The following is a 16,301-nucleotide window of genomic DNA, read 5'->3' as shown; positions in this document are numbered from 1 at the left end:
GAGTGAGTCGGGTCACCCTTCTAGGAAGATGGTGGTGTGACCCAGACCGCACGTCACCGTTGAGTTCGAATAGTTCACATCGAGGGAGTGCCCCGTGAACCTGCGCGATATGCCGCTTGCGCGCCAGGTATTCGCACTACAAATGGCGGTCCTGGTCGTCGTGATCCTGGCCGGCGGAGTCTTCGCTGCCCTCGACGCGCGCCACGACCACGACGCGGCGACCCGCGAGGTGGTCACCGATGTGGCGGCGACGCTCGCTGCGGCACCGTCCACCGCCGCCGCCGTGCACTCCGCGGATCCGACCGCGCAGTTGCAACCGCAGACCGAGGCGATCCGGAAACAGACCGGAATGGATTTCATCGTGGTCATGGCGCCCGACCGCACCCGGTTCACGCACACCGACCCGACCCTGATCGGCAAACCTTTCACCGGCACCATCGACCCGGCATTGGCCGGCGAGACCTTCACCGAGACCTATACCGGCACGCTCGGTCCATCCATCCGCGCGGTGACGCCGGTATACGACGGCGACGAGGTGATCGCGCTGGTGTCGGCGGGCGTCACCCGCACCCACATCGGCGCCGAGGTGTCCCGGCAGCTGCTTACGATCCTGCTTATCGTCGGGCTCGGCATCGCGGTCGCGCTGGTCGGGTCGCTGCTGCTGAGCCGCCGCCTGCAGCGGCAGACCCACGGCCTTGCACCGAGCGAGTTGCGGACGTTGTACGAGCAGCAGCAGGCGGTGATGCACTCGATTCGGGAGGGCCTGCTCGTGTTCGGCCGCGGCGGCGAGCCGGACGGTCGCGCAGCGCTGGTCAATGACGAGGCGCGCAGGCTGCTCGATCTGCCGACCGGCGAGGTAGCGCGCGGTGACCTCCCGGACTCCATTCAATCCTTGGGCGACAACGACATTCGCGATGAGACGCATGTGACGCCGAGCCGGGTACTCGTGGTCAACCAGGAGTCGGTCGAGTGGGGCGGACAGACGATCGGCAATGTGATGACGATCCGCGACCGCACCGAACTGCAGTCGGTGATGGGCGAACTCGACTCGGTGCGCGGCTTCGCCGACTCGCTGCGCGCCCAGGCACACGAGTCGGCGAACCGGCTGCACACCGTGATCACCATGGTCGAACTCGGACGCTACGACGCCGCCGTGGACTTCGCCACCGCGGAACTCGCACTGTCCCAACACCTCATCGACCGGTTGACGAGTGCGGTGGGCGAACCGGCGCTGGCCGCACTGCTACTGGGCAAGGTCAGCCAGGCAGCCGAACGCGGCGTGGAACTCACCGTCGCCGAGGAGACCGCGCTGGACACCGCTGAGCCGCTCAACCCCCAGGAGTCGGTCAGCGTGGTGGGCAACCTGATCGACAACGCCATCGACGTCGCGGCGCTGGCCGAGGACGGCTGGGTGGAAGTGACCATCACCCGTGACTCGTCGGCACTGCTGGTCCGCGTCGCCGACAGTGGGCCCGGGCTCGACCCCGCGACCTTCGGGGCCGCACGGTCGCGCGGGTTCTCGACGAAGTCGGGGCACCACGGGCTGGGCCTAGCCCTCGTCGGACAGATCGTCAACCGGCACCGCGGCACGATCGAGGCGGTTCGCGAGCCATCGGCCGCCATCGTCGTCACCATCCCGAATAGCGCAGGCGCACCGTGATTTCCGTGCTCATCGTCGAGGACGAGCCGCTTATCGCCGAGGCGCACAAATCGTATCTCGGTAGGCTGCAGGAGTTTCGGTGCGTCGGCGTCGCGCACACCGCACGCGATGCCATGCGGATCGCGACCGGCGCGATCGCCGCCGGCAATCCGATCGAGCTCGTGCTGCTCGACATCGGTCTGCCGGACGCGAGCGGGATCGATTTCGCCGGTGCCCTCGGCGGGCTGCGACCCAATCCCGACATCATCGCGATCACCTCGTCGCGCGACCTCGCGGTGGTGCGGTCGGCGGTCGCCCACGGCGTCGTGCTCTACCTGCTCAAGCCGTTCACGTTTGCCGCATTCCGGGACAAGCTGGACCGCTACACGGAGTACCGCGCGTCGCTGTCGGTCGGCGAAGCAGCCGTGTCACAGCGCGACATCGACCGCGCGATGGGCGTACTACGCAGTGCCGATGAACGCACGACAACGCCGAAAGGTATCGCCGCCAACACTTTCGACGAGATCGCGCGGATCGTTCGGGACGCATCCGGCGGCATCGGCGCGGCCGAGGCGGGGAAGGCGCTGGGGGTATCGCGGGTCACGGCGTGGCGGTATCTGGAGAAGCTCGCCGATGACGGAACCGTGGCGCGGCACACCGAATACGGGAACGCCGGGCGGCCCCAGGTGCGGTACCGCTGGAAATCCTGAGTTCGAGTTGTCCGCGGACTACCCCGCCCAGTACGGCGACATCTTGAGCATCGAGCGCTGCACGAACGGGCGGACCACCGGCATGAGGTAGCGACGCACTCCGAGCAGGGCCGCGATATCGGCGGTGATCGCATCGAAATCGCGCTGCTGATACCGCAACAGCTGCTGGCTCTCCGCCGTGTCCACCCAGTCGGTCGCATACGGCTTGTCCGCGAACGCACCGTCGGGCGGCAGCTGCAACCCCATCGCGCCCATGATGCGGGTGAGGAACTCCCGGTAGGTCACCTGACACTGTTCGCCACCGCCGATGAACAGCGTCCGGCCCCACACCGCGTCCACGTCGAGCGCATTCGCGACCGCGACCGCAGCATCGAGCGGATGGAGCACCTCGATGCGGTTGGCGAGGCCGATCTCGAACATGATCGGTTCGGCCTTGCGGAGTCCGATCACCGGAACATCGACGAACCGCGGCACGAAGCACTCAAGACCCGAGGTCCGCACCATCGCCTCGCACTCGATCTTGTGTGCGCTGTAATCGTCGAGCGCCTCGAGTGGATCGTCGATCTGCCGCGGCGGTGTCTTGTGCAGTGTGTCGCCGTGCACGTCGAAGGTGGACGCGAAGATCAGTCGCGGCGCGACCGACTGCGCCTGGCACGCGGCGATCACGTTCGCGGTGCCGTCGACGTTGACCGCCCGCGCAAGTTCCGGATTCGCCTCGCTCCCAGGCGGAATCAGCGCGGCGAAGTGCGCCACCACGTCCATGCCGTCGACGGCGGCCTCGACCGCATCGGCATCGGTGATGTCGGCCCACCGAACGTCGGTCAGCTGTGGAAACTGCGCGGCACGGCGGCGGTCGGCCGGTGTGTCGAGAGTCAGGCAGCGCACCGTGTGCTCGCGGCGCAGCAATTCCGCGAGCACGTAGGAACCGATATTGCCGAAGGCGCCGGTGAGCAGAATATTCACTGCGGCCCGCGAATTGTGTTGAGCATCGGCGCTGTTCCTTTGCGGATGGTCAGCGGAAGTACTCTCCGCCGTTGACGATCAACGTCTGGCCGGTGAGCATGCGGGCGTGATCGGAGGCGAAGAACACGACCGAGTTCGCCACGTCACCGTCCTCCGGGATCTCGCGCAGCGCCATCTTCCGCGCAATCCCGGCCTTCACGTCCTCCTCGGACACGCCGCGCTGTTTCGCCGTCATCGACACGTACAACTCGACGTTCGGGCCCCACATCCAGGTGGGCACCACCATGTTGACTCGAATCTTCTTCGGTCCGAGTTCCTTTGCCAAGGAGAACATCGCGGAGTGCAGTGCGCCCTTGGAGGCGGCGTAGGCGGTCTGCGGCAATGCCGGGTTGAACATCGCCTGCGTACCGACGAGGACGACCGAGCCGCCGCGCTTGCTCAGTTCGGGCAGGGCGGCCTGCGTGAGGCGCATCGTGGCGATCACATTGAAGTCGAAGACGTCTTTCCACGCATCGAGATCGGCACCTTCGAGGCCGCCGAAGACGGCGTCCTTCGCGGCCACGATCGTGATCGCGTCGACCGCGCCGAACTTGTTCACGGCCACACTGATCAGGTTCTCGCAGTCGGCCTGTTCGGACATGTCGGTGACGGCATACGCAACGCGCTCGCCGGTGGGGTCGATCTCTTCGGCGATGGTCTTCAGGTTGGACTCCGTGCGTGCGCCGAGCACCACATTGGCGCCGTCACGATGCGCCGCGAGCGCGACCTCGCGGCCGAGTCCCGTGCCCACCCCGGCGACGACGACCGTCTTGCCCTCGAGTAACTGCGCCATGCCCAAACTCTCCTCGACCGATGAAATCGTCCCCGTAACGTAACGGTAGGTAACGATAAGGTCAACGGTCCGGGAGCGCACGACCGACGTCGTCACCGGCGAATACGGCAACTGATAGTGATCGGAATAGTCACTGACGCAGCGGTCGAGCACCCCGCCGGACTACTGTGACGGCCCGTAACGAATAAATTCCGGCCAGCGGCTACGATGAATGGCCATGTCCTCCGCTGCCGATGAGAATCCGAGCCAAGCCGCCGCTCGGCGCATTCCGGTACGCGGTCGACCGCGCAGCCGGGCAATCGATGACGCCGCCCTCGCCGCGGCACGCGAGCTGCTCGCCGAGGTCGGCTGGGACCACACCACGATGGTCGCGATCGCCGAACGCGCCGGCGTCGGCAAACCCGCCCTGTACCGGCGCTGGCCATCGAAGACCCACCTCGTGTTCGAGGCCGTATTCGGTTGGATGAACGCCTACGCGCCGACCGCCGATGCAACCGACTTGGAAGACTGGATTCGCCGCGCCTTTGCCTACACGCTCGAGTTGTTCGCAAAACCCGAAGTGCGCGCGGCACTTCCCGGTCTCATGGCCGCGCTGAGCGACCACCCCGATCTGCGGAACTCGCTGTGGCGCGAGTTCGGTAATCCGGGCATGGTGCTGCTCATCGAGCAACTGCACCGGGCCGGAGTCCCGGAGGCGGACGCACGCCGGGAGGCCACCGAGCTCATGACGCTCATCATCGGCGCGAGCATGGTGACGCAGGTCTTCGGCAACGCTCCCGACGTCGACGAAATCGCTGCGCGGCTCGCCAGCAAGATCTCTCCGGCGGTCTGATCCGCCCGGCTACGCGCCGATCGGCTTGCCGAACAGGCCCGCCAGCACCTCTCCGACGGTCGCCACGAACGCCGGCCACGTGCGCTGGTCAAGCGCAATCGAACCCACGTCGTTGATGGTGCACCCGGGCGTCGCAGGAACACCGTCGAGTCGATCGCGCAGCCACAGCACCGCACTGGGAGCGGCGGCGACCGGCAAGCTGAGGTGTTCGCTGAAGTGGTCGCGGGTGTAGACGATCGATGCCGACGGGTCCTGGCAGTAGCCCTCCACCAGCGTGTTCACCTGCCCCACAGGGATTATCCAGTCCATGTTGGCCTGGTAGATGAACATCGGCGCAGCGGGCGCAACCTTGCCCATTCGGGTGCGGTCGATCACCGAACGCACCACCGGATCGTCGAGCGGATCACCCGGGGAATTCAGCAGGCCCTTGATATCGAGGAACGGCAACGTCGCCGACTGGTACGTCACGCACAGCGGACTCTTGACCGCCATCAATGCGCGGCCAAACGGATTCGCATGCTCGTCCAGATACCGTTGAAATTCCGGATATTCGCGGCCCAATCCGAGCACGGACCCCAACACCAGGCCTGCGGGCGCCGCATTACCGCCATTGTTGAGCACGGCATCGAGGGAGGCAGGCACACCACCCTCCGCGACGCCCACGAGGTTCAGTTCCGGAGCGTAGGAGGACTGCAGCTCGGCCGCGTGCCCGGTCGCGATGGCACCGCCCGAGTAGCCCCACAACGCGACTCTGGTCTCGACACCCGGGAGTCCGAGTGGTGCGAACCGCTGCGCGGCCCGCACACCGTCCAGGGTCAGTCGTCCGCCCAGTGGTCCAGCGCCATATGCCGAATTCGGTCCCTGATAATCGGGCACCGACACCGCCCAACCCTGGGCCAGCGCTGCCTGTATCTCGATGAACTCCACCGACACCGTTGCCGACCCGGTGAGTGGACTCGGCACCGAGGCCAGCTGCAACCCATAGGACGGCGCGCAGTACCTGGCCAGTGAGTCTTCGCCGATCTGGAACGAAACAAGCTTGCGCGCGCCATCTTTCGCCGGCCCGCGCGGCTTCAGCACGGTCGTCACCGCGGCGATCGGCTCGCCACGGCTATCGGTGCTGCGATACGACAACTGCCAGGCATCCACATTGACCGGGACGACACTGTAATTGGCCACATTGACCTGTCGAGCGGCAATGATGTCGCCCGGAGTCATCGGTGCGTATTCGCTCGAGGGCGGCGCGTAGAAAGCCGGGTCGAATTCCGGCGGGCTCGGTGGTACCGGGAACGGCAGCGCGGGCGCGACATTCACCTCCGCGTGCTCAACGGGCACCGCGGATGCGACGCCCACTGCGAGTGTCATCGGCAGTACCAGCGCGACCACCACCGCGACCGATCGACCGAGCCGCCCCGAACTCTTCGACAATGTCATGGCCATCTCCCCGGATAAGTGAGACTACCACGTCTCACATTGGCGAGGAGCTTAGCCGACGTGACACACGTCGCACAATGGCGGGCGACTAAAGTCGGCCGGGTGAACGCCTCCCGCGAGCGGACCTACGGCGGCCGACTCGTCGTCGACCGACTGGACGAAAGACGTCGACAATTCATCTCCGCTGCCATCGAGGTGTTCGGCGAAAAGCGCTATGCGGCAAGCACGGTCACAGAAATCTGCAGAGTTGCTCGGTTGTCGCGCCGGCAGTTCTACGAGCTATTCGACAGCCGGGAAGATCTCCTACTCGACACCTACGATGCGATACAGCAGCAGGCCAGAGACTCCGTCGTCGCGGCGGTCGCCGACGCCGAAGCCGACGATCTGCCGGGGACAGTGCGCGTGGCGATGGCCGCCTATATCGACGCGGTCGGCCGGGAGAACCGGCGCGCACGCGTCGCGTTCGTCGAAATAGTCGGTGTCAGCGACCGGGTCGAGGCGCACCGCGATGCGGTTCGTGGCCAGTGGGCGAAACTGATCACCGAACTGATCACGTCCGTCGGCGGCACCGAACCGAACGCAGTAGGTAACTCGGAACTCGCGACCGCCGCGGTGATCGGCGCGGTCAACGGCTTGATCCACCACTGGATCACCCACGAGTCCAGGCCACCGATCGAGGAACTCGCCGACGTGCTCACTTCGGTGCTGCTGGCCGTCCTCGTCCCGGCCGACGGCAAACCCGCAGGCGCGCCCGCCTCCGCCTGAGTACCGGCCCCCGCCTCGCCTCAGACTGCGCCCGCGGTATCCAGGATCCAGGCGAACTCGAAGGCGACTTCCTTCCACTTCGCATAGCGGCCGCTCACCCCGCCGTGTCCGGCGCTCATCTCGGTCTTGAGCAACAGTTGCGAATCGCCGGTCTTGTGCGCGCGCAGTCGCGCCACCCATTTCGCCGGCTCGACGTACAGCACCCGGGTGTCGTTGATACTCGTGATCGCCAGAATTGCCGGGTAATCCTTCGCCTCGACATTCTCGTACGGGCTGTAGGACTTCATGTACTCGTATACTTCTTTGTCCGCCAACGGGTTTCCCCACTCGTCCCACTCGATCACGGTCAGCGGCAGCGAGGGATCGAGAATCGAGGTGAGCGGATCGACGAACGGCACGTTCGCATCGATTCCGGCGAACAGTTCGGGCGCGAGGTTGGCGACCGCGCCCATCAGCAGACCGCCCGCGCTGCCGCCGTCGGCGACCATATGCTCGGGGGTGGTGACACCGGCATCGACGAGATGCCGTGCACAATCGACGAAATCGGTGAAGGTGTTCTTCTTGGTGAGCGTCTTGCCGTTCTCGTACCAGAGCCGGCCCATCTCGCCGCCACCGCGCACGTGCGCGACCGCGAAGATCATGCCGCGGTCGAGCAGCGAGAGCCGGGCCACCGAGAACGCCGGATCGGTGCTCGCCTCGTAGGAGCCGTAGCCGTAGAGCAGCAGCGGTGCCGGTGCGGTGATCCCCTTGCGCTTGACGATCGAGATCGGAATCTGCGTACCGTCCGCCGCCCGCGCCCAGTGGCGGTGCTGTTCGTAGTCGCTCTCGTCGAATTCACCGAGCACCGGTTGCTCCTTGCGCAGCAACATCTCTCCGGTTTCGAGCACATAGTCGTAGACCCGTGACGGCGTGATGAACGAGCCCATGCCGAAACGCAGCGTGGGCTGCACCCACTCCGGATTCGCGCCGCCGCCAACCGAAAACAGCTCGAGGTCGAACGACAGCTCGCGCCGTTCACCGTAGCCCGATTCCGTGAGCGGCCAGATTGCCAAGCGCGGCAATGCCTCTCGTCGATAGCTGAGCACCAGATGGTTCGAGAACGCATCGACGTCCTCGAGCCGGACATCGTCGCGATGACCGATCAGCATCCGCATGTCCGACGGGTTGTCCACGGGGGCGTCGGCCAGCACGAAATTCTCGGCCTTCACTCCCTCGACAATGTCGTTGTGCAGGATCAGGAACCGATCCTCCCCGCCGACCACAGCGTGTTCGGCGGAGTACTCGACGCCTTCGCGGCGCGGCAGGATGACGCGGAATTCGCCTTCGGGATAGGCGGATTCGAGCATCCACCCTTCCGAGGTGATCTTCGAACCCACCCAGATCATCAGATACTTCTCCGAACGGGTGGAGCCGATGCCGACCCAGTACCGCTCGTCGGGCTCGTGGAACACCTGCGCATCACTCGAGCGGGGAGTGCCGAGCTCGTGCCGCCACACCGTGTCCGGCCGCCACGACTCGTCGACCGTCAGGTAGAACACGTGCCGGTGGTCGATCGCCCACGTCGCACCCGGTGCCGTGCCGGGGATCTCGTCGGGCAGCAGCTCGCCGGTACGCAGGTCCTTGAAGCGCATCGTGTAGCGCTCGTCGCCCAACACGTCGACCGAGTACGCGAGCAGCGTCCCGTCGTGGCTCACCGAGAACGCCCCGAGCGCGAAGAAGTCGTGGCCCTCGGCGAGTTCGTTGCTGTCGAGCAGCACCTGCTCAGCCGGAATATCGACGTCGACCGAGAGCTCCGGCGGGTTCCAGTCCTCCGGTCCGTCGATCGGGCACCGGCAGCTGACCGCGTACTGCTTGCCCTCGAAGCTGCGCGTGTAGTACCAGAATTCACCCATCCGGGTGGGGACCGAAAGGTCGGTCTCCTTCGTGCGCGCCTTGATCTCGTTGAAGACCTTGTCCTGCAACGGCTTCAGGTGCTCCGTTTGCGCCTCGGTGTAGGCGTTCTCGGCCTCGAGATAGGCGACGACCTCGGCATCGTCCTTGTCCCGCAGCCACTCGTACTCGTCCACCACCACGTCGCCGTGATGTACCCGCTCGGTGGGCACCTTCTTCGCCACCGGCGGGGCCACCTCGGTGGGGGCGGGACTCTCGGTCTCGGGCTCGACTGCCATGCCGACCACCGTAGTCGCCGCCTTCGAGCGTCGTGCCGCTAGCTCACCCAGTCGTCGAAACTCAGTCCGGAGATGCGCTCGTATGCCTCGATGTAGCGAGCCCTGGTGGCCGCGACCACGTCGTCGGGCAGCGACGGCGGGGGCGTATCGGATGCGCGGTCCCAGCCCGACTCGGGGCCGGTGAGCCAGTCACGCACGTATTGCTTGTCGAAGCTCGGCTGCACCCGGCCCGGCTCGTAGCCGTCCGCCGGCCAGTAGCGCGACGAATCCGGGGTCAGCACCTCGTCGGCGAGCACCAGGGCACCGTCACGATCGACGCCGAACTCGAACTTCGTGTCGGCGAGAATGATGCCCCGCTCCTCGGCCAGCATCACCGCACGCGAATAAATATCGATCGTGTCCTCGCGCAGCTTCGCCGCAAGGTCCGGTCCGACCCGGTCCACGACACCGTCGAAATCGATGTTCTCGTCGTGCTCGCCGAGCTCGGCCTTCGCCGCCGGAGTGAAGATCGGCTCGGGCAGCTTGCTCGCCTCGACCAGGCCCGCCGGCAACGACACCCCGCACACCGCGCCGGTGCGCTGGTAGTCGGCGAGGCCGGAACCGGTGAGGTAGCCACGCGCGACGCACTCGATAGGGAGCATCCGCAGACGCTTGACGACCATCGCGCGGCCGAGCACCTCGGCAGGGATGCGGTCGTCCTCGGGGTCGCCCGCGATGTGGTTCGGTACCGCGAGCTTGCGGAAGAAGTAGAAGCTCATCGCAGTGAGGATGCGGCCCTTGTCCGGGATCTCGGTGCTGAGCACATGGTCGTAGGCGGAGATCCGGTCGCTGACGACAAGCAGCATGTGCTCGTCGTCGATTGCGAACAGTTCGCGGATCTTGCCGCCGGCCAGAAACTGATACTCGGAAAGGGAAGGGCGCACGGGCGTTCAGCCTATCGCCTCGGCTCACCGCAGGGGGGCGCCGCCCGTGCTGACGACCGGCACGCCGGTGATCCCGCGCTCGTTCGGCGGCGCGGGTGAGCTGCGGCTCACGAAGCCGAACCACGCTCCAGCGCGCCGCGAATGGAACCGGCCAGATAGTCGAGGTCGGCACGGCGCGGGCTCGTCGGGCGCCCGCGCAGGCCGAACCCATCACCTGGAGTTCGTGGAATGACATGCAGGTGCACGTGGAAGACCTCCTGCCCCGCGGTGACCCCGTCGGCCAGGAAGAAGTTCACCCCGTCGGCGCCGACCTCGCTGTCCCGCAGCGCCGCCGCGAGCCGCTGCCCGACCGCGAACAGCTTGCCGCCGATCGCCGGATCGAGTTCCGCGAGGCTGCGCGCGGGGATCTTCGGGATCACCAGCAGATGCCCCGGGGTGAACGGCCGGATGTCCATGAACGCGAACACGTCGTCGTCCTCGTACACCTTGCTCGCCGGCGCCCGCCCCGCGACGATGTCGGCGAAAATCCGGTACGGGTCCATCTAGAGGATCGGCGACGGCGAGTACTGCGCGGCTTCGGGGTACTGCCGCACCAGCTTGTCCACCTCGGCCACCACCGCGGCCACCTGCGCCTGGGCCGCCCCGATAAACGCGGACTTGTCCTCGAGCGCGGCATCGAGCGCAGCCCGGTCCAGCGGCAGGCGCTCGTCGGCGGCGAGCCGGTCCAGCAGATCGGGCTCACGGCCCTGCTCACGCATCGCGAGCGCGACCGCGACCGCGTGCTCTTTGATGACCTCGTGCGCGGTCTCGCGGCCGACGCCGGTGCGGACCGCCGCCATCAGGATCCGGGTGGTCGCCAGGAAGGGCAGGTAGCGGTTGAGCTCCCGCTCGATCACCGCCGGGTAGGCGCCGAACTCCGCGATCACGGTCAGGAAGGTCTCCATCAAGCCGTCGATGGCGAAGAACGCGTCCGGCAGCGCGACGCGACGCACCACCGAGCAGAACACGTCGCCCTCGTTCCATTGCGCGCCGGCGAGCTCGGCGGTCATCGAGGCGTAGCCGCGCAGCACCACCTGCAGGCCGTTGACGCGCTCACAGGAGCGGGTGTTCATCTTGTGCGGCATCGCCGACGAGCCGACCTGCCCCGGCTGGAAACCCTCGGTGACCAGCTCGTGCCCGGCCATCAGCCGGATCGTGTGGGCGAGCGACGACGGGCCTGCACCGACCTGAACCAGCGCCGAGATCGCATCGTGGTCCAGCGAGCGCGGGTACACCTGGCCGACGCTGGTGAACACGTGCGCGAAACCGAGATGGTCGGCGACTTTGCGTTCGAGCGCGTCGAGTTTGGCCGCGTCACCGCCGAGCAGGTCGAGCATGTCCTGCGCGGTGCCCATCGGTCCCTTGATCCCGCGCAACGGGTAGCGCTCGATCAGTTCGCGCAGCCGGGCCAGCGCCACCAACAGCTCGTCCGCCGCAGACGCGAACCGCTTGCCGAGCGTCGTCGCCTGCGCGGCCACATTGTGCGAGCGCCCCGCCATCACGACGGTCTGGTACTGCGCCGCGCGCTCCGCAAGCCGGGCCGCGATCGCGACGCCGTGACCGTGCACATGCTCGAGCGAGCGCAGCACCTGCAGCTGTTCGACGTTCTCGGTGAGGTCACGGCTGGTCATGCCCTTGTGCACGTGCTCGTGCCCGGCGAGCGCGTTGAACTCCTCGATGCGCGCCTTCACGTCGTGCCGGGTGACCCGCTCGCGCTCGGCGATGGAGGCGAGATCGACCCGGTCGAGCACCCGTTCGTAGTCCGCGATCACATCCGCGGAGACCGCAGAATCGGTACCGAGTTCGGCCTGTGCACGCAGCACCTCGAGCCAGAGCTGACGCTCGAGCACGATCTTGTACTCGGGCGACCACAAGCGGGTCAGCTCTGGGCTGGCGTACCGCGTGGCGAGGACGTTCGGGACCCGGACGGGACTGGGACTGTTGGGGCTGGCATTCTCGGCGCTCACGGCTGTCCAGTCTAGGAGAGACCGCCCGCGATCTAGCGTTCGGCGGACGGCGCGACGAAGTCGATGACCTCCAGCAACGCCCCGCGGGCCACCTTGCGCGGCGCCGGATCGATCTCGGTGAGCGCACCGATGAGCGCACCGTCGACCACCGCAACCAGACGGCGCAGTTGCTCGGCACGCACCTGCCTGCCGCACCGCCGCAGCGCATCGCCGAGCATGTCGTCGAACGCCCCGCGCAGCCGCAGCTGCACCTCCCGCAATTCCGGCCGGCGCGCGGCGACGAGGAGCCGCTCGTAATGTGCAAGCAACCGTTCGCGTCCGACCGAATCGTCGGCATCACTCAACGTCAAGTCGAGGATGAGGTCGACGGTGGACTCCGCTCCGCGCCTTCGGTGGGTGACGTGGTCCACCCGCCGACGCATCGCGTCGAGTTCGGCGTTGCCGCTGAATTCCACTGCGGCAATGATCAAGTCGTCGAGCGACTCGAAATAGTAGGTGGTTGCGGCGAGTGGCAGATCCGCCCTGCTGGCGACCGACCGATGCCGCACCGCTTCGAACCCACCTTGTTGCATCAACTCGGCTGCGGCAGCGACCAGGGCGCGCCGACGACGTTCCCCCTTCGGAGTGGTCGCTGTGGTCACCGTGTAATCGTGACAGCACGCGTCGGCTACCACGGCGGAATCGGCAATGTTGTTGATACTGCGATCATCCCGTTGCGAATGGGGCGTCGGTGTTTCAGACGGTACGCAGCCGGTCCAGTGCCTCCTCGATGTCCGCGGTCGCCCCGGCAAATGAAAACCGCACGGTCCGAACACCATTCACGGTATCGAAGTCGATCCCCGGGGCCAGGGCAACGCCGGTCTCGGCCAGCACCCGGCGGCACCACAGCGTGCTGTCGTCGGTGCGGTGCCCGATGTTGGCATAGGCATAGAACGCGCCGTCGGCAGGCGCGAGATCGCCCATGCCGATCTCGGGCAAACCGCGCAGCAGCACCTCCCGATTCACCGCGTAGCGGCGCACGTGCGAGTCCAGTTCGGCCTTCGCCTCGGCGGTGAACGCGGCGATCGCCGCGAACTGCGAAATCGCGGGCGGGCACACCGTCATATTCGACGCCAGCCGCTGCAAGGCGCGGCGCAGCGACGAGGGCACCAGCATCCACCCCAACCGCCAGCCGGTCATCGAGAAGTACTTCGACACCGAACCGATCACCACCGATTCGCGTGAGGTCTGCCAGGCGCTCGCGGTGGCCTGCGCACCGAACACGATCCCGTGGTAGATCTCGTCGGAAATGAGCAGCGTCCCGTGCTCCTCGCACCAGCGCGCGAGCGCGGCGAGTTCATCCGGATCGATGATCGTGCCGGTCGGATTCGCCGGGCTCGCGACGATCAGCCCCGCGGGCGGGGCGGGCAGCGCGTCCAGCATCGCGACGGTCGGCTGGAACCGGGTCTCGGGGCCGCAGTCGAGCTCGACGACCTTGCAGCCGAGGGCGGCGAGCGTGTTGCGGTACGCCGGGTAGCCGGGACGGGCGACGACCACGGTGTCACCGAGATCGAACGCGGCCAGGAAGATCAGCGTGAATGCCCCCGAGGAGCCGGTCGTGACGACCACGTCCTCGGCATCGACGGCGACGCCGGTGGTGTCGCGGTGATGGGCTGCGATCGCGGCGCGCAACGGCTCGATCCCGAACGTCTCGGTGTAGCCGAGCAGCTCGGTCCCGAGCGCCTCGGCCGTCGCGCGCAGCACCGCCGCAGGGGCCGGGGTGGACGGCTGCCCCGCGGCGAGGGAGAGCACGTCACCGTGCGTGCGGCCGCGCTCGGTCGCCGCTTTCCACACATCCATCACATGAAACGGCTCCACCTTCGAGCGTTCGGATTCGCTGCGCACCCGTTCGACGCTAGTAGGTCGCCGCCCACCCACGGCGCACGCCCGCACTGCGCGATTGTTTCGCCCGCACCGGGTCGCTGTTATCGTCGCGACTGACCTGCCCGCGCCGCCATGGAGCGAGCACGAACGACATCGGAGGGCCATGGCGTGGTGCGTCGACGCGTCGCATACGCGGTGATCGCCGCTGCCGCCCTCATCCTTGCGGCGGCCGACACCATTCCCCTCGGAGTCGATCGCCATGCCGGGACCAACCACGTACTCGGCGCCGATCAGCAGCAGCAGGTGTTGATGACACCGCGGTCGAGTTCGGTGTACATGCACCAGATCGCCAAGGGCGAGGAGGTTCGCGAGCGGCACGTGGTCGAGTTCGCCGCCCGTCAGACCCTCGCGCGGGCCAAGGCCGAAGCCGCCGCTGCGGTTGCCGGTGAATGGCAGCCGTGGCTCGGCGGGTCGGGCAGCGGTGGACTCGGTGGGATCGGCGGCCTCGGCGGCTACGCGCTGCCCGCGCGTGGTGCGTACACCTCGGGCTTCGGCGCCCGCTGGGGCACGATGCACCAAGGCATCGACATCGCGGCCCCGATCGGTAGCCCTATCTATGCCGCGGCGTCGGGTGTCGTGATCGACGCCGGACCGGCGAGCGGGTTCGGTCTGTGGGTGCGCATCCGGCACGACGACGGCACGATCACCGTCTACGGGCACATGTACGACTTCTTCGTCTCGGTCGGCGAACGGGTGCCGGCGGGAATGCAGATCGCCCGCGTCGGCAACCGCGGCGACTCCACCGGCCCGCACCTGCACTTCGAGGTGATCATCAACGGGCAGCACGTCGACCCTGCGCGCTGGCTGGCGCTGCACGGTCTCTCGCTGGCCTGAGCGCCTCGGTCAGACGGTGATCCGCCCCTCGACCGCGCCAAGCCCGATGTCGGTCCGAAAGTGACTGCCCGGCAACTTGATCGACGCCAGTCGCCCATACGCCTCGGTGCGCGCGGCGGACAGATCGGCGCCCGTGCCGATCACGCTGAGAACCCGCCCGCCGGCGGAGACGATCGTGCCGTCGTCGCGCTGTGCGGTGCCGGCGTGCAGCACGCCGTCGATGTCCGCACCGGTGATCACGTCACCGGTGCGGGGCGTGGCCGGATAATATTCGGCGGCGAGCACCACGGTCACGGCAGCGCCGTCGCGCCACCGCGGCGCGGGCTGCTGCGCGAGCGACCCGGTCGCCGTCGCGTACAGCAGCTCGCCGAGCGGGCTGTCGAGCAGCGCGAGCACGGCCTGGGTCTCCGGGTCACCGAAGCGGCAGTTGAACTCCACCACCGCGGGTCCGTTCTTGCCCATCGCCAGCCCCGCGTAGAGCAGCCCGCTGAACCCGCAGCCGCGACGCACCAGCTCGGCGGCGACCGGCACGACGACGTCGGCAACGATGGTGTCGACGCTGCCCTCCGGCAGCCAGGGCAACGGCGTGTACGCACCCATCCCGCCGGTGTTCGGGCCCGCATCGTTGTCGCCGACCCGCTTGTGGTCCTGCGCGGGCAGCAGTGGCACCACGGTTTCGCCGTCGACCAGGCAGAACAGCGATACCTCCGGCCCGTCGAGGAACGATTCGAGCAGCACCGGGTGGCCGTTTTCGAGTAGTTCTGCGGCGTGGTCGCGGGCCGCGGCGCGATCGGTGGTCACCACGACGCCCTTACCGGCGGCCAGACCGTCGTCCTTGACGACCCAGTTCGGGCCGAATCGATCGAGTGCCTCGTCGAGCTTCGCCGGGGTGTCGACGATCTCGCTGTGCGCGGTGCGGACGCCGGCGGCGGCCATGACGTCCTTCGCGAACGCCTTCGAGCCCTCGATCCGGGCGGCGGCGGCGGAGGGCCCGAAGCAGGCGATCCCCGCCGCGCGCACCGCGTCGGCGACGCCGAGCACGAGCGGCACCTCGGGCCCGATGACCACCAGATCGGCGGCGACATCGGTGGCCAGCGCGACGACCGACTCGTCGGAGGACGCGTCGACCGAACGGACCGTCGCAACGGAAGCAATACCGGCATTGCCGGGCGCACAGAACAATTCGGCGACGCCCGGATCGCTCGCCAGGGCGAGCAGCAGGGCGTGTTCACGGGCTCCGGATCCGATGACGAGTACGCGCACGGTGTCACG

Annotated in this window: 15 protein-coding genes; 5 read left to right on the top strand and 10 right to left on the bottom strand. The window is 67.4% G+C overall.

The window, feature by feature from the left end:
• Positions 1–109 precede the first annotated feature (109 nt).
• A complete protein-coding gene (locus tag OG921_RS09455; protein WP_266112299.1) occupies positions 110–1,660 on the top strand; it encodes a sensor histidine kinase in 1,551 nt (516 codons plus the stop codon).
• Entirely contained in the window at positions 1,657–2,349 is a 693-nt protein-coding gene (locus OG921_RS09450) for a response regulator (RefSeq protein ID WP_266112127.1), read from the top strand. The genes OG921_RS09455 and OG921_RS09450 overlap by 4 nt, the downstream gene beginning before the upstream one ends.
• An 18-nt stretch (positions 2,350–2,367) precedes the next feature.
• Here the strand turns inward: OG921_RS09450 and OG921_RS09445 are convergent, their stop codons facing one another.
• Together OG921_RS09445 and OG921_RS09440 are read right to left on the bottom strand one after the other, a co-directional pair.
• Entirely contained in the window at positions 2,368–3,312 is a 945-nt protein-coding gene (locus OG921_RS09445) for an NAD(P)-dependent oxidoreductase (protein WP_266112126.1), read from the bottom strand.
• A 49-nt stretch (positions 3,313–3,361) separates the two neighbouring features.
• Entirely contained in the window at positions 3,362–4,144 is a 783-nt protein-coding gene (locus OG921_RS09440) for an SDR family oxidoreductase (RefSeq protein ID WP_266112125.1), read from the bottom strand.
• 217 nt (positions 4,145–4,361) lie between these two features.
• Between OG921_RS09440 and OG921_RS09435 the strand changes: the two genes are divergently transcribed.
• The gene (locus OG921_RS09435; RefSeq protein ID WP_266112124.1) at positions 4,362–4,976 is read left to right on the top strand and encodes a TetR/AcrR family transcriptional regulator; all 615 of its coding nucleotides are present in this window, start codon (positions 4,362–4,364) and stop codon (positions 4,974–4,976) included.
• A 9-nt stretch (positions 4,977–4,985) separates the two neighbouring features.
• On the opposite strand, the gene OG921_RS09430 is transcribed toward OG921_RS09435, so the two are convergent.
• Positions 4,986–6,410 (bottom strand): lipase family protein, encoded by a 1,425-nt coding sequence (locus tag OG921_RS09430; RefSeq protein WP_266112123.1) that lies wholly within the window; start codon positions 6,408–6,410, stop codon positions 4,986–4,988.
• 102 nt (positions 6,411–6,512) lie between these two features.
• Here OG921_RS09430 and OG921_RS09425 point away from each other — a divergent pair, with 102 nt between their 5' ends.
• Positions 6,513–7,175 carry a TetR/AcrR family transcriptional regulator gene (locus tag OG921_RS09425; RefSeq protein ID WP_266112122.1) on the top strand — a complete coding sequence of 221 codons (663 nt, stop codon included), beginning with the start codon at positions 6,513–6,515 and terminating at the stop codon, positions 7,173–7,175.
• 20 nt (positions 7,176–7,195) lie between these two features.
• Here the strand turns inward: OG921_RS09425 and OG921_RS09420 are convergent, their stop codons facing one another.
• From OG921_RS09420 to OG921_RS09395, 6 genes are all read right to left on the bottom strand, one after another.
• A complete protein-coding gene (locus OG921_RS09420) occupies positions 7,196–9,343 on the bottom strand; it encodes a S9 family peptidase (RefSeq protein ID WP_266112121.1) in 2,148 nt (715 codons plus the stop codon).
• Between the two features lie 38 nt (positions 9,344–9,381).
• Positions 9,382–10,266, bottom strand: coding sequence for a phosphoribosylaminoimidazolesuccinocarboxamide synthase (locus OG921_RS09415; RefSeq protein WP_266112120.1), 885 nt, complete (start codon positions 10,264–10,266; stop codon positions 9,382–9,384).
• Positions 10,267–10,373: 107 nt separating this feature from the next.
• Positions 10,374–10,808: an HIT family protein gene (locus OG921_RS09410; RefSeq protein ID WP_266112119.1), complete on the bottom strand. Its 435-nt coding sequence runs from the start codon at positions 10,806–10,808 to the stop codon at positions 10,374–10,376.
• Positions 10,809–12,272: an adenylosuccinate lyase gene (gene purB / locus OG921_RS09405; protein ID WP_266112118.1), complete on the bottom strand. Its 1,464-nt coding sequence runs from the start codon at positions 12,270–12,272 to the stop codon at positions 10,809–10,811.
• Positions 12,273–12,304: 32 nt separating this feature from the next.
• Positions 12,305–12,913 (bottom strand): TetR/AcrR family transcriptional regulator, encoded by a 609-nt coding sequence (locus tag OG921_RS09400; RefSeq protein WP_266112117.1) that lies wholly within the window; start codon positions 12,911–12,913, stop codon positions 12,305–12,307.
• Positions 12,914–13,007: 94 nt separating this feature from the next.
• On the bottom strand, positions 13,008–14,156 hold the full coding sequence (locus OG921_RS09395) for an aminotransferase class I/II-fold pyridoxal phosphate-dependent enzyme (RefSeq protein ID WP_266112116.1): 1,149 nt from the start codon (positions 14,154–14,156) through the stop codon (positions 13,008–13,010).
• A 111-nt stretch (positions 14,157–14,267) separates the two neighbouring features.
• On the opposite strand from OG921_RS09395, the gene OG921_RS09390 reads away from it, so the two are divergent.
• A complete protein-coding gene (locus OG921_RS09390; RefSeq protein WP_266112115.1) occupies positions 14,268–15,029 on the top strand; it encodes a M23 family metallopeptidase in 762 nt (253 codons plus the stop codon).
• A gap of 9 nt (positions 15,030–15,038) precedes the next feature.
• Here OG921_RS09390 and purD read toward each other — a convergent pair whose 3' ends face one another.
• Positions 15,039–16,292 carry a phosphoribosylamine--glycine ligase gene (gene purD, locus OG921_RS09385; RefSeq protein ID WP_266112114.1) on the bottom strand — a complete coding sequence of 418 codons (1,254 nt, stop codon included), beginning with the start codon at positions 16,290–16,292 and terminating at the stop codon, positions 15,039–15,041.
• Positions 16,293–16,301: the final 9 nt, after the last annotated feature.

The organism is Aldersonia sp. NBC_00410 (genome assembly GCF_026342035.1).
GTDB lineage: Bacteria > Actinomycetota > Actinomycetes > Mycobacteriales > Mycobacteriaceae > Aldersonia.
Note: the sequence above shows the minus strand (reverse complement) of the source record. Positions and strands in the feature narration are given on the sequence as shown.